The organism is Candidatus Diapherotrites archaeon (genome assembly GCA_040755695.1).
Lineage (GTDB): Archaea > Iainarchaeota > Iainarchaeia > Iainarchaeales > 1-14-0-10-31-34 > JBFMAK01.
On the sequence record JBFMAK010000003.1, the window covers coordinates 57,793 to 71,523 of the forward strand.

The 13,731-nt window shown below is 36.9% G+C and carries 17 protein-coding genes and 1 rRNA gene; 14 read left to right on the forward strand and 4 right to left on the reverse strand.

All coding sequences use genetic code 11. The annotated features are described in order from the left end of the window. The first annotated feature begins 4 nt into the window (after nt 1-4). Genes AB1467_05460 through AB1467_05490 form a run of 7 tightly spaced genes read left to right on the forward strand, consistent with a single transcriptional unit; the run spans nt 5 to nt 4,913 of the window. On the forward strand, nt 5-445 hold the full coding sequence (locus AB1467_05460) for an amidohydrolase family protein (GenBank protein MEW6295706.1): 441 nt from the start codon (nt 5-7) through the stop codon (nt 443-445). Next, entirely contained in the window at nt 446-1,126 is a 681-nt protein-coding gene (pyrE, locus tag AB1467_05465) for an orotate phosphoribosyltransferase (GenBank protein ID MEW6295707.1), read from the forward strand. After that, on the forward strand, nt 1,127-1,783 hold the full coding sequence (locus AB1467_05470) for a hypothetical protein (GenBank protein MEW6295708.1): 657 nt from the start codon (nt 1,127-1,129) through the stop codon (nt 1,781-1,783). A gap of 46 nt (nt 1,784-1,829) precedes the next feature. Further along, on the forward strand, nt 1,830-2,078 hold the full coding sequence (locus AB1467_05475; GenBank protein ID MEW6295709.1) for an antitoxin VapB family protein: 249 nt from the start codon (nt 1,830-1,832) through the stop codon (nt 2,076-2,078). Continuing rightward, nucleotides 2,075-2,467: a type II toxin-antitoxin system VapC family toxin gene (locus tag AB1467_05480; protein MEW6295710.1), complete on the forward strand. Its 393-nt coding sequence runs from the start codon at nt 2,075-2,077 to the stop codon at nt 2,465-2,467. The genes AB1467_05475 and AB1467_05480 overlap by 4 nt, the downstream gene beginning before the upstream one ends. Before the next feature lie 31 nt (nt 2,468-2,498). Beyond that, on the forward strand, nt 2,499-3,359 hold the full coding sequence (gene pyrF / locus AB1467_05485) for an orotidine-5'-phosphate decarboxylase (protein MEW6295711.1): 861 nt from the start codon (nt 2,499-2,501) through the stop codon (nt 3,357-3,359). A 36-nt stretch (nt 3,360-3,395) separates the two neighbouring features. Beyond that, nucleotides 3,396-4,913 (forward strand): AMP phosphorylase, encoded by a 1,518-nt coding sequence (locus AB1467_05490; GenBank protein MEW6295712.1) that lies wholly within the window; start codon nt 3,396-3,398, stop codon nt 4,911-4,913. A 2-nt stretch (nt 4,914-4,915) separates the two neighbouring features. Here AB1467_05490 and rsmA read toward each other — a convergent pair whose 3' ends face one another. The 4 genes from rsmA to AB1467_05510 are packed head-to-tail and all read right to left on the reverse strand — an operon-like array spanning nt 4,916 to nt 7,024. After that, nucleotides 4,916-5,737 carry a 16S rRNA (adenine(1518)-N(6)/adenine(1519)-N(6))-dimethyltransferase RsmA gene (gene rsmA / locus AB1467_05495; protein ID MEW6295713.1) on the reverse strand — a complete coding sequence of 274 codons (822 nt, stop codon included), beginning with the start codon at nt 5,735-5,737 and terminating at the stop codon, nt 4,916-4,918. Nucleotides 5,738-5,746: 9 nt separating this feature from the next. Beyond that, nucleotides 5,747-6,331 carry a DUF655 domain-containing protein gene (locus AB1467_05500; GenBank protein ID MEW6295714.1) on the reverse strand — a complete coding sequence of 195 codons (585 nt, stop codon included), beginning with the start codon at nt 6,329-6,331 and terminating at the stop codon, nt 5,747-5,749. Between the two features lie 54 nt (nt 6,332-6,385). Beyond that, on the reverse strand, nt 6,386-6,715 hold the full coding sequence (locus AB1467_05505; GenBank protein MEW6295715.1) for a hypothetical protein: 330 nt from the start codon (nt 6,713-6,715) through the stop codon (nt 6,386-6,388). Between the two features lie 24 nt (nt 6,716-6,739). Next, nucleotides 6,740-7,024: a 50S ribosomal protein L21e gene (locus tag AB1467_05510; protein ID MEW6295716.1), complete on the reverse strand. Its 285-nt coding sequence runs from the start codon at nt 7,022-7,024 to the stop codon at nt 6,740-6,742. 675 nt (nt 7,025-7,699) lie between these two features. On the opposite strand from AB1467_05510, the gene AB1467_05515 reads away from it, so the two are divergent. From AB1467_05515 to AB1467_05545, 7 genes are all read left to right on the forward strand, one after another. Further along, nucleotides 7,700-8,470 carry a TATA-box-binding protein gene (locus AB1467_05515; protein ID MEW6295717.1) on the forward strand — a complete coding sequence of 257 codons (771 nt, stop codon included), beginning with the start codon at nt 7,700-7,702 and terminating at the stop codon, nt 8,468-8,470. 27 nt (nt 8,471-8,497) lie between these two features. Further along, a 5S ribosomal RNA gene (gene rrf / locus AB1467_05520) occupies nt 8,498-8,614 on the forward strand. 340 nt (nt 8,615-8,954) lie between these two features. After that, nucleotides 8,955-10,871, forward strand: a complete 1,917-nt coding sequence (locus AB1467_05525; protein ID MEW6295718.1) for an STT3 domain-containing protein — start codon at nt 8,955-8,957, stop codon at nt 10,869-10,871. A gap of 29 nt (nt 10,872-10,900) precedes the next feature. Continuing rightward, complete coding sequence (locus AB1467_05530; protein MEW6295719.1) at nt 10,901-11,941, forward strand: glycosyltransferase 4 family protein; 1,041 nt, start codon at nt 10,901-10,903, stop codon at nt 11,939-11,941. Next, nucleotides 11,875-12,384 (forward strand): PssD/Cps14F family polysaccharide biosynthesis glycosyltransferase, encoded by a 510-nt coding sequence (gene pssD / locus AB1467_05535; protein MEW6295720.1) that lies wholly within the window; start codon nt 11,875-11,877, stop codon nt 12,382-12,384. Before AB1467_05530 ends, pssD begins: the two co-directional genes overlap by 67 nt. Beyond that, nucleotides 12,327-12,863, forward strand: a complete 537-nt coding sequence (gene pssE / locus AB1467_05540) for a PssE/Cps14G family polysaccharide biosynthesis glycosyltransferase (GenBank protein ID MEW6295721.1) — start codon at nt 12,327-12,329, stop codon at nt 12,861-12,863. The genes pssD and pssE overlap by 58 nt, the downstream gene beginning before the upstream one ends. Beyond that, nucleotides 12,847-13,731 carry a glycosyltransferase family A protein gene (locus AB1467_05545; protein MEW6295722.1) on the forward strand — a complete coding sequence of 295 codons (885 nt, stop codon included), beginning with the start codon at nt 12,847-12,849 and terminating at the stop codon, nt 13,729-13,731. Before pssE ends, AB1467_05545 begins: the two co-directional genes overlap by 17 nt.

Below are 13,731 nucleotides of genomic sequence, written 5' to 3' on the forward strand. Positions count from 1 at the left end.
AGCAATTAACGCTGGAACTGTGGATTTGATTGCAACAGACCATGCGCCTCATACGAAAGAAGAAAAGGAAAAAGATTACTGGGGCGCCCCAAGCGGAGTGACAGGAGTAGAAACAATGCTGCCATTGCTTTTGAATGCAGTGAATGAAGGAAAAATAAGCTTGCGGAGAATGGTTGAATTGACCTCAGAAAACCCTTGCAGAGTGTATGGAATCAAAAACAAGGGATTCATTGCAAAAGGATTTGATGCAGACTTGATTGTTGTTGATTTAAAGAAAGAAAGGAAAATCAGGAGGAGGGAATTGAAGTGCAGGTGCAAATGGAGCCCTTTCGAGGGAATGAAATTAAAAGGCCTTCCAGAAAAAACAATTATTGGCGGAGAAATAATTTGGGATAATGAAAGAAAATATTTTAATGAAAAATTTAGGGGAAAAGAGGTGGTATGATTGGAAGAATACAAAAAGGAATTCATTAAATTCCTGGTTGAAAGCGGGGCATTAAAGTTTGGAGACTTCACCTTGAAGAGCGGCAGGAAGAGCCCTTACTTCATCAACACAGGAATGTTCAATGACGGGAAAAGCATAGCAAAATTAGGGCAATATTACGCAAGCGCAATAGCAAAAGAATTTATTGAAAAGGAGTATGATGTAGTTTACGGCCCAGCATACAAGGGAATTCCTCTTGCGCTGGCAACATCAATTGCCTTAGCAGAAAAATTCAATGTAAGCAAAGGCTATGCATTCAACAGGAAGGAAGCAAAAGAGCACGGAGACAAGGGGGTAATAGTGGGAAAAGAATTAAAGGACGGAGACAAGATAATAATACTGGACGACGTATTTACTACAGGAGAAACAAAAGAGGAAACAATTGCATTGCTCAAAGACATAGCCAAAGTGGACTACAAGTGCGTCCTCATTGCAGTGGACAGAAAGGAAGTGGGAGCAGAAGGGAAGAGCGCAATAAAAGAATTCGAGGCAAAATACGGCATTCCAGTGAAATCAATTGTGAACGTCCACGAAATAGTCAGTTTTCTACATAACTACGATTTGGGCGGCAAAATCTACCTGAACAATGAAATCAAAGGAAGGATGGATTCTTACCTGAAAGAGTATGGAGTGAAAGAGTGAATGAAATTTAAGAGAGCTACGTACTGGGAGAAAGAAAAAAAAGAATATGGAAAAGCAGTTGAAGCAACGATTGAATTCATTAGAAAATCAAAAATAACCACAATTGTTCACCCGGGAATAAGCGCTTCGCCCTTTGCCTTTATGATAAGAGAAAAATGGAAACAATTACATCCAAACTATGAAAAAAATCCTCCGCCAAAATTTTACGTATTAGGAGAACTCCACAAAAAATTTGATTTAAGGAATGAAAAATACTATGATTCTGCAAAGGAATATTTAGGAAAACGCTGGCCAGGCTTATTGCATAGAATTAATGAACCAATTTTATTTCTGGACGATTTTATGGCTTCAGGAAAAACTTTTTCCAAAATAAAAGGATTTTTTGTTTCAATTGGAGCAAAAGATATGAAAAGTGCAGTTTTTTCTCTTAACCCGAGCCTGCTGTCTCCAGCAAGTGATTTTTACTGGAGGAAAGGCCCTGAACCAGCTTTTAGGGTAATCCGCGACTCTCATTACCGTAAAACAATATATTCCAAAAAACTTAAAATGACAAATTTAAATGAGTATAGAAAAACAAGGAAAGAATCATTAAGATATGGTGCAACATTTAGAAAAGAACTAAGAAAAGCAATAGGAATCAAAAGAAAAATCAAATAAATATATATTTAAACATATGTTTAAACATATGTTTATTGGTGATATCATGGCATCAAAAACTCTTACTATAAGAAAGGACGTTTATGACGCACTGATTAGAGCAAAAGAGGATGACGAAAGCTTCAGCGAAATGTTTGAAAGATTGCTTACAGAAAAGAAACCAGACCTACTAAAGTATGCGGGAATCTGGAAAATCAGTGAAAAGGAAAAGAAAGGAATCGAAAGAGAAATAAAAAAAATGCGTAAGAGTGCAGACAAAAATTTTGAGGAAAGACTTAGAAGGATTTTATCATGAAAGTTCTTGACACCGACTTTTTAATAGAATTGTTTAGAGGTAATCAGCAGACAAAAAATTTTTTGCTTAACCTTCAATTAAAAGGGGAAGAAATTACAACAACGGTTTTTAATTATCAAGAAACTTTGTTTGGAATGGTATTAAAAAAAGATGAAATAGCAATAGAAAAAGCAAAAATGTTTTTTCAATCAATTAAGATATTTAATTATAATGAAAAAGCTGTTATTGAGGGCATTAAGGTTCAATTGGTATTAAGAAAAAAGGGAAAAGCAATTGGCTTATTTGATGAAATGATTTCAGGGATTTGCATTGCAAACAATGCAACGTTAGTAACAAGGAATGCAAAGCATTTCAGCCAAGTTCCAAATCTTAAAATTAAAGTGTGGTAAAAAAAAATAAAAAAAATAAAGGTGGTTGAAAATGAATTACGTGAAATTCCTCAAGAATTCTGCAATGAAATTCAACAGCATTGCGTGCGTTGGCTTTGACCCGCAGTTAGAGAAAATAGAGAAGGTGTGCAAGGCAAAGAACACACAAGCAATATTACTCAAATTTTATTCAGACATATTGAATGCAATGAGAGCAGAAGGAACAATGCCTGCAGCAATCAAGCCCAATTACGCTTTCTTTGCGCAGTACGGCTTTGATGGATTGAGGGCATTAAAGAAAGTCATAAAGAAAGTGAAAATGGAGAAGATTCCCTGCATTTTGGACGCAAAGAGGGGAGACATAGGAAGCACAAGCGGAGCATACGCAAAAGAAGTGTTCGATTTCTGGAAAGCAGACTGCGTTACTATTGCCCCTTACATGGGCTCTGATTCTGTAGGGCCATTCATTAAGTACAGCGAAGAAAAAGGAAGGGGGGTGTACATTCTAAACAGGACTTCAAACAAGGGCGCAGCAGACCTCCAGAACTTAATGATAGAAGGAAAGCCCTTGTACTTGAAGACAGCAGAAAAGATAATTGAATGGAGCGCAAACGCAAAAGGAAATGTGGGGGCAGTAGTAGGAGCAACATCAATCCAAGAATTAAAGGAATTAAGCGCTTTCTATTCATCGAACAAGAATTTTGTTCCATTGCTCATTCCAGGAGTTGGCTCGCAGGGAGGCTCAGCGAAAGAAGTAAAGAACGCATTAAAGGAAAACAATTACGACATTTCAATTGTGAGAATTAATTCTTCAAGCGCAATAAACTATGCCTTCGAGAAAGACGGAAGCCAAGATTACGTCGGAGCAGCAGTAAAAGCACTGAAAGAATTGAACAAAGAGATAGAATTTTAAATTCAAAAGAGCTAATTTTTCTGCCCAGGTGAATTAATGGCTTACATGCAAAAAATGAAGGCAAAACTCTTCGACATAGAGGCAGGCAAATACATTTCAGTAATCCATGAATGCGACGCAAAACAATTAGCTGTATTCCCCCTGGACAGAGTGGAGATATTCAATCCAAGGACAAGGAAAAAAATAGTTACAGTAGTAGACCTCACTGATTCTGTAGTAAAAGAGAACGAAATAGGATTATTTGAAGACGTAAGAAAAATAATTGGAGCAAAAGCAAAAGATGTTCTCCATGTAAGTGCTGTTCCCCAGCCTGAAAGCGTCAAATTAATAAAGAAAAAAATGGACAAGCAGGCACTAACAGAAAAAGAGATAATGGAGGTAGTGAAAGACTTAAGCGAGAACAAGCTGAGCGAGATAGAGGCAAGCGCTTTTGTTTCAGCAATATACATTAATGGATTCAGCTTGGGAGAAACAATTTCAATGACCAAAGCATTAGTGAAAGACGGGGAAAGACTGCGCTTAGAGAGAGAGCCAGTTGTAGACAAGCACTCAATTGGAGGAGTGAACGGGAGAACCACAATGATTTTGGTGCCAATAATTGCATCCCAAGGGCTTTACATCCCGAAAACATCCTCCCGCTCAATAACCTCTTCTGCAGGAACAGCAGACGCAATGGAAATCCTTTCAAATGTCTGCCTTTCATTAGAGCAAATAAAAAAAATTACTGAAAAATTAGGGGGGGTAATTGCATGGGGAGGGGCATTAGACCTGGCTCCAGCAGACGACAAAATAATCAAAATCGAGCATCCTTTAAGCCTGGACCCTAATGGTCAAGTGATTGCATCAGTAATGGGAAAAAAGGCAAGCGTAGGAGCAAGATATGTTGTAATAGACATTCCTGTAGGGCCTCACACCAAAGTAAAAACAAGAGAGAAAGCAGAGGCAATGGCAAAAAAATTCATTGAAGTGGGAAAAAATCTTGGAATGAAGGTTGAGGTTGTCCTCACAGACGGAAGCAAGCCGTGCGGCAAAGCATTCGGCCCAGCATTAGAAGCAAGGCTTGTAATGGAAATACTTGAAGGAAAAGTCTTTGATGAACTGGCAGAAAAAGCCTGCGACCTCTCAGGCATTCTATTAGAGCTAGCAGGAAAAGAAAGGAAGGGAATGGGAGCAATAAAAGCAAAAGAAATCCTCAAGAACGGGAAAGCACTCAAGAAAATGCAGGAAATAATCAGAGCCCAAGGAGGAAAAATCCTGTCTTCAGACCAAATAAAATTAAGCCCTTTAAAAAAGAAAATTCTCTCAGAAAAAGAAGGAGAAATAAGCAGCATTAACGTGAAGATACTGAACGAGGTTGCAAGGATTGCTGGAGCTCCAGCAGACAAGAAGGCAGGCGTAATGCTCAAGGCAGAAGACGGTCAAAAAATCAAAGTGAATGACGTTCTATACGAAATCTACGCAGAAAACAGAAGGAAACTGGAATTAGCAGCAAAATACGCCCAAAAAAACAATGCCATTGAATTGCAGGAAATCATCCTAGAAGAAATAAAATAAAATCAGAACAATTCATTGAATGCTTTCACGAAATCATTGCATTCAAGCAAGTAGACTTTTTCGTGCGCGAACTCAAGGGAAGAAAGCTTTCCTGCAACCTCTTTTTCGTTGAATTCAATTTTCTTATTCAGGAAGGGAAGGGAATTCTGCAGGGCATTAGAGAAGTTCTTGTTCTTGAGGCGGAATACTTCCTTTAAAAATTCAATGAATTGAGGGTCATTTTTTGCCTGCTCTTTGCTTTTCTTCCATTCAAGTTTTAGGATGCAGGATTCAGATGGAGGCTTTGGAAAAAAGGAGCCTGCATTCACTTTCTTTATCATCTTGCAATCGCAGAAATAATTGCATGCAACTGTAAGGGCATTGTATTTCCTGAAGCCAGGCTGGGCCAGCAATTTGTCTGCGAACTCCTCCTGGAATAATAATACTGCAAGTTCAAATTTCAAGGAAAAAAGCCTGAACATTATTTCTGAAGAAATAGCGTAAGGAGGAGAACTAACAATTTTGTTGAATGAAGGGATTTCAAGGGAAAGGAAGTCTCCTTCAAGCAAGGTGAAGGACTCTGACTTAACTTCGTTTTTCAGGAGTTCAATTAAAGGGGCATCAAATTCTACTCCTATTGCCCTGCATTTCTCGAGGATTTTCCGCGTGAGAAAGCCTGTCCCACAGCCTATTTCAAGGGCTGTATCAGAAGGGGAAAGAGAAGCTGAATCAACCATTAATTCAATAATTTTTTCGTCCAAGAGAAAGTTCTGGGATAATTTTTTCTGGGGCCTAAAATGATACCTGACCATTAAGTCATTCAATTCAGCGAACAAGTCCTGCATAAACAGAATTCAATACTTCCTCTTATACCTGAATCTTTCTTCTTCCTCGTGCTTTGAGGGAGGCCTAGCGAAAAGATAATGCTTCTGCTTTTCGTCCTCCAATTCAATCATTATCCTCTTAATTATTGTCTTGACAGGGTCAGGCATTAAATGCACCCTCTTCTCTATGTCCGAATAAGACTCAAAAGGCTTATTCCGCCTTTCCTCAAGGATATTGAACATGTGCTTTTTTCCTAGGCCTGGAAGGAGCTCCAATTGATGCATTCTAATGGTAATAGGCCCTGCCTTGTTGAAGAATTCAATGAACTGCTTTTCGTTGTCCAAAACAATTTTTTCTACTGCCTTGTTCAGTTCAGACAAAGAATTGCTTGTAAGGTCAAAGAAAGAAATCCTTCTCTTGGTGTACTGCACTTTATCCCTTTCCTCTTTTCCAATGTATATTATCTCGCCTGACTTCAATTGAGTTTTAGGGATTATTTCAAGCAGGGTTAAATGCTCTTTCCCTATCACCTGCGCCACAGGGTCGCTTTTATAGGAGTCGCTCTTTCCTGTAGGTAAATAGTCTAATACAATTGCATATTCTTCGTTAGGCATTTCAATCACTCTTCAATTCAAAAAAAATCTTTTGAGCCTCCCCAGCAAATTAATTCAAGAATTCTTTTTAATTAAATTAAATACTTCCTTCTTTTTTTCCTCTGAAAGCTTTACGTTCTTTGGAACCATCAATTCAAATACTTCCATTGTCTTGGGCATTACGTCAACAAGCTTCACAGCAAACTCATAAGTCATGCCCTCGATTTCCTGGAGTTCTTCAACCAGTTTTGCTGCCTTTGTCTTAGCAAGATGAGCAAACTTTTCTGCATACTTCAAGGTAACGCCCTGCTCATAGCTTAATTCTGACTCCTTTGCCCTCTCCTTAAGCAATTCCTTTACTTCAGCCAAAGTCACAGCCTTTTTTCCCAGAACCTTTTCCTCCAACACAATCCATCAACTCCAATTCTTCTACTTCAATTCCTTCAAGTGAGCAGGATGCACTACAAGCTCTTTGGACTTATTGCCGTCCCTCAATTTAATCTTATAGCAGGAGCCTCTTTTTTCTATTACTGTTCCAGTCTTTCCCTGGAACCTGTGGTGCGGAAGACCTGAATGAACGCTGGAATCAATGCTCACCTGCACTGTAGCATTATCCTTTAATTCAGCCAGCAGGGAATTCACTGTAGCCCTCTTCCTCTTCTTGAGGTTGTCCCTCTGCTTTGCCCTCTTCCCCCTTGCTTTCTTTCCAGGCAAAAAAAACCACATCCTTATGTAAATACCTAAATCACGGTAAATTAATAACAGAAATTAGTGCCTCGAAAAATATATAAAAACAACCTAATAAAGCCTTCTCTTTCTTTTTTGACATTTAAGGAATGAATTTATATAACTTCAAACATATTATGTGTATTGCTTTTGCAGCGGAGGAAAATAAATGGTAGGAAGGATGCCCCCAAGAAAAAAAAGCCGTTATCGTGTAAGCAGAATTCCAAAAATTAAAATTATGAGCGATAAGGAATTTTGTAAAATTCTTAAGAAAATTGACCTCACCAGGTTTCATAACTTTAGTAAATTTGACCAAATCACGGCTTGCCAAATACTTGGTGAAAAGGCAGGGCTAAAATATATGCAACTGAGAAGAAGTGGCAAACTACGACGATTATTAGATGGGGCGTATCCCTCTTGGGAACCCCCTTAATTCAAAAAATTAAACCTTCCTTATCTCCTTTTGCCTGAACCAAATTTTAATTAGGTGCAGAAATGAGTTTAAGTGCAAGGCCAGCCCCTTTTCCGGGCTCTGTCATGTTTTCGTCTGTTTTTTGTTTTTTTTGGCTTTTTTAAATAGCTTTTTAAGGCTTCCGTAACTCTTTTTATTTAGGCTTTTAAATAAATTAAACATAATTTCAGAATTTTTAGGGGGCAAATTGAATGGAATACCATATCGTTAATTTGGTTGCTTCAGCTAACCTGAATGCAACTCTAGACCTTTATAATTTGGCTATAAGCGTTCCAAACATTGAGTACGAGCCAGAGCAATTCCCTGGAGCAATACTCAAATTAAAGGAGCCCAAGGTTTCAATGCTTTTATTCAAGAACGGAAAAGTCATCTGCTCAGGGGCATCAAACGAAAAAGAGATTTCTTTAGCAATAATAAAGGCATCAAAGATAATCCACGAAATACAGCCAAAAGTGAAAGTGCTGAGAGAAGTGGAATACAATGTCGTCAACTTGGTTGCAACAGCGAATTTGAACCAAACATTAGACTTATTCCAGACAGCATTAAGTCTGGATAACGTTGAATACGAGCCAGAGCAATTCCCTGGAGCAATCCTGAGAATTGATGAACCAAAACTGACTTTACTGTTATTCAAGAACGGAAAGGTAATCTGCGCTGGAGCAAAAAGAGAAGAGCTCCTAAGGAAAGGCCTCGAGAAGGCAGCAGCCCTCATAAGCGCAATAAACAAAAAGAAAAAGCCAGCAGAATTAGAAGAAGAACTAATAGAAGAAAAGCCTACAAAAATTCCTAGAAAAAAAGAATTAAAGAAAGAGAAAAAGATTAAAGCAAGAAAGCCTACAAAAAAAACAAAAGCAAAAAAGAAAACAAAAAAAGGCAAGAAGAAAAAAGTGAAAAAAGCAAGGAAGGCAAAGCCCAAGAAAAAACCTAAAGCAAAAAAAGGCAAGAAGAAAAGAAAGAAATAAAAAGGCTTTCAAACACAATTTATTTTGATTGGCGGTCAAAGCGAAGGGAAAACACCCGGACTCGCCCCGAACCCGGAAGTTAAGATCTTCAGCGAAAAGGCTTGCACTGTTCTTTCGAACGGAGCATCCTAGACGCTGCCAATCAAACTTTTTATAAAAGTTTGATCAAAAACAGCCTTCAACAACAAACTTTTTATAAAAGTTTGATCAAAAACAGCCTTCAACAACAAACTTTTTATAAAAGTTTGATCAAAAACAGCCTTCAACAACAAACTTTTTATAAAAGTTTGATCAAAAACGGCTTTCAGTAACAAACTTTTTTTAGAAAAAATTTAATCAAAAAATACTGCTTTTGTACCAAAACTTATATTTTAATTTGTATGCCTTAGAATAATATTAAGGTTTCAAGCTTTGCTTGAAAATTTTCAATCCACTGCAGTGGAATTGAAACAATTTAAATTGTTTTGCCGGGGAAAAATATTGTATGGACTTAAGTTTAGGTTCAATTAAATCAAAGATTATGGAAAACAAGAAAACCGTATTCATTCTTTTCTTGCTCTTCCTGCTGGCCTTCGGGATAAGGGCATATCTAATCAGGTTTGAATTGTTCTTTGAGTTTGACTCTTACTGGCATGCAAGGGTTGTATCATATGTCATTCAGACTGGTTCAGTTCCTGCAAGAGACCCTTTGGCTTACTATCAGATGGGCGGCTCTGTAATAAGCTGGAGGATGTTTCCAATATGGTGGTATTCTTCTGCATTAATTTACAATATTTTCACTTTATGGGGGCCATACAATGAAGCCACATGGATATTTTTTGTTAAACTGATTCCTGCCTTCTGGGGCGCAATGACTGCAATAGCAATGTACTTCCTCTTCAAGGAATTATACAATGACAGGAAGGCAGGATACCTTGGAGCATTCTTTGCTGCTGTAACTCCAGCATTTGTTTATAGGACAATGGCAGGGTTCTTTGAGGGAGCCTCAATGACCTTCTTTCCAATGGTTTTAGGATTCTATTTTGCTGTTAGAATGATAAAAAGGTTGGATGACAGAAGGAGTGCCATCATTAATTCAGTGCTTGCAGGAATATTTTTATCGTTGTCTTTGTGGGCGGGCGGAGGCTGGTATTTGATAGCAATGTATGTGATTGTTGGATGTCTAATTTTAATTCCGGTGTTAATGTTTGTCAGGGGCGTCAAAACAAAAAAAATAATTGACTTGTTTGTTTTAATTATAATAATTATCGGAATATTCTCTGCACTTAATCTAGTTAAAGGTTGGGGGTTCTGGACAGATGGATTTACTGGTTATATTCAATTTTACACTTTAAAAGAAAGGCCTGCTTCTGATATCTTTACGCAAACAGTTGGTGAGCAAAGCCCTGGCTGGCCTTCTTTCGGAACCAAGTACAACGCACTATTTATTTTCCCCATATTATTGCTGGTTATAGCCCCTGTCTGGCTATGGAAAAAGAAAAATGATTTTGCCTTATTACTTATTTTCTTATGGGTTGTTGGAACATGGTATATGGCAGTAAACAGGCTTCAAATGACTTATGCTTTTGGCTTAGGTGTTGCCGCAGCTGCGGCAGTTGTAACCTATTCCCTTTACATTTTTTCGGCTGGCAGGCCTTCAATTGAAAAAAAAGTCATAGGCTTATTCATTGGGTTCATGATGCTTTTAGGGGTTGCCTCGGCAGTTTTTTTTATGACCCAAAACCCGCCCAACATAGAGTATGATAACAGCTGGAAGGATGCTTTGAATTGGGTGAAGAACAATACTGAAAAAGATGCAAAATTTTTTAATTGGTGGAATGAAGGGCACTGGATTACTTTTGTTGGGCAGAGAATGGTAACAACGGACAATAGAAATAATGACCTTAATGCAAATTTTGCTTTTGGAAAATTTTCTACTAGTGAAAGCGAAGATGAAGCTTTAAACATAATTAAAAAATATGGTTCTGATTATATAATTGCCGGGTCAAGTGACACTTTAGAAAGTTTAGGTTCAATGGCATTCTATGCCAATGAAGCAAAGTTAGATTATTCTAACCCAAAAATAAACAAATACTTTGTAAATAGAGTTCCTTGCAGTAAAGAAACAAATAAAATAACCAATGAAGTATCCTACACTTGCGGGCAAAACCAAATACCCGAAAGTGTCTTTTTGCAGTTGCCATATGTTTACATTACAACACCTAACCAGTTGTACTCAGAATCCATGCCTTTATTTATGTACAGAACTGAAAATAATTCAGATATTTATGTATTAAATGCAGCAGCCAACAAAACAATACTAGCAAGAATCTGGTTTGATGATCCTTCCATAAAGAATATTAAAGAAGTTTACTCTGCTAGCGGGTCCAACACTACTGTAAAAGTGTTCAAAGTAGGTTAATAATATGGGTTGAACAGACAGGGGGTTTAATGCTTAACATAAACATAATTTTATCTATTATATTAATTTTTTTTTGCAGTTTTATCAGCACTTATTTGGTAATCCCTTTTTTAATTGAAAAACTGGTGAGGAGAGGCATTGTTGGAACAGATTTAAATAAATATGACAAACCGAAAATTCCAGAAATGGGGGGCGTCACAGTTTTATTTGGCTTTAGTTTGGGGATAATACTTTCTATATTCATTAATACTTATTTAAAATTTTTTAGCATAAATTTAACAATAATTTTTGCTGTTTTTTGCACTGCCCTTTTAATAGGCCTGTTAGGGGTAGTTGACGATTTGATTGGCTGGAAAAAAGGAATACGGCAATGGCAACACGCATTATTTCCTTTGGTAGCCGCTTTGCCCTTAATGGCAGTAAAGGCAGGGGTTAATGAAATGACTTTTCCTCTGATAGGGGCAGTCTATTTTGGTGTTTATTATTCTTTAATTTTCGTCCCTCTCGGGATAACTGGAGCAAGCAATGCATTTAACATGCTTGCAGGGTTAAACGGATTAGAGGTAGGATTGGGTTTAATTTCTTTTTTTACATTATTGGTTATAAGCATTGTCAACTTTTTAAATCCCTTGTATGTTGGAAACAGTCTTGAATCAATAATTCTGATTGCATCAATAATGGGTGCATTGATTGCTTTTCTTAAATTTAATTGGTACCCCACAAAAATTTTTCCTGGCGATTCACTCACCTTGATGAATGGGGCGTTGATTGCATCAATTGTTATTATTGGGAACATGGAAAAGATTGGGATTATACTAATAGCTTTATTTTTTATAGAGCTCTTGTTTAAAGCAAAACACAGGTTTCAGTCGCAATGTTTTGGGATACCTCAAAAAGACGGAACATTAAAGGCAGACCCGCGAGGTGGTTCTCTAACACAATGGATAATGCGCAGGGGCAAGTTTACAGAAATTCGAGTAGTTTCAATCATTCTTTTTTTGCAGTGCATTATAGCCGCCATTACGCTAATATACTTTTATTTGAATTTTATTGGGGCGATCAATTTTTGAAAATTTGTTTAACTTGCTCAGCCGGAGGTCATTTAAGCGAAATACTTCAATTGAAAAGGATTTTTTCTAAATACAATCATTACTTTGTTACCTTTAAGAGATATGATACAGAGGAGTTAAAAAAAAATGAAAAAGCATATTTTGTTGAAAGGCCTGGCCGCAATCCATTAAAGTTCATAGTTAATTTTTTTCAATCGCTAGTTATTTTTCTACGAGAAAAGCCAGATTTGGTAATAAGTATTGGCGCTGACGTGACAGTGCCAACCTGTTACCTGGCAAAACTGTTTGGAAAAAAAATAATATTTATTGAAAGCTTCTGTAGAACTAAAAGCCCTTCACTTAGCGGAAGGCTAATTTATCCCATTGCTGACCTATTTATTGTTCAATGGGAAGGCCTAGAGAAATTTTACAAAAAATCAGTTCTTGGGGGGCCAATATTTTGATTTTTGTTAGTGTTGGAACCCACACGCAACAATTCAATCGATTATTAAAAGAGATTGATAAATTAAAAGAACAAACGGTATTAAAAGAAAAAATTTTCGCGCAAACAGGGTTTTCCAAGTATAAACCAAAAAATTTTCAATATAAAAAATTTATTAGCCCAAAAGAATTTAATATTTTAATAAAAAAAGCTGATCTCTTTATTACCCATGGCGGAGCCGGTTCAATTGGGGCAGCTCTTCAATTAAACAAAAAAATTATTATTGTTCCAAGATTAAAAAAATTTTATGAACATACAAACGACCACCAGTTGGAACTAGCAAAAAAGCTTGAAGAAGAAGGCAAAGCAATCGCAGTTCTAAGAATTAATGACCTCAAAGATGCCATAAAGAAGATAAAATTTTTTAATCCTAAAAGAGAAGAAAAGGGCGGGAAAATTATTAAGTTGATAGAGGGGTTTTTAAGTGAAAAAATGGCCTAATCTAAGTATAGTTATAGCAACTTATAATAACATAAAAACATTAGAAAAGGTAATCAGTGCAATGTTAAACCTTGAATACCCTTCCCAGTACGAAGTAATTGTGGTTGATGACGGAAGCACAGATAACACAAAAAATATTATCAGAGAAAAATACGGGAAAAACAAAAAAATAAAATTAATTAGTTTGCCGCATGCCGGTGTTTGTAAGGCCAGAAATGCAGGAATAAACGCCTCAAAAAATGAGATAATAATCAACATGGATCATGATTGCATACCAATAAAGACGTGGGCTTTAGATCTTGTAAAAGATTTTAATTCTAAAGAAATAGGTGTAGTAAGCTCGTACGGTTATTACGGTGGAACTTCAACTGCCTTTAAAAGAGATTTACTAAAAAAAGTGGGTGGTTATGATGAGGAATACAAATATTACAGGGAAGACACTGACTTGAGTTTCAAGATAATGGAATTGGGCTATAAATTTAAGTTAGTGAATGCAAAATATGAACATGACCACAAGGCAGTTAAACCAAAAGGGTTAATTGGCTTAACAAAATATGTACTGCAAAGACTTAAATACCACACAAACGATGCGCTTTTATACAAAAAACACCCGAATGAACTGTGTAAAAAATTCTTACATGTAAAGGGAGGTTTTTTTGTTAATCCACTGGAAGATTTTAGGGTTGCAACAGGCCTCTGGAATGAAAAAGGCAATTTCAACTTAAGTAGCCCCAGAGGAATTACTTTTATTGAAAATAAAAGCCCTTTGCACGCTTTAATGATAGTTTTGGGCGGAACCCTTTACGTAATATTAGTAAAAACCGCAAGGCTTTATGGCAGCATAAAATTCGGAAAACTTTTGGTGTAG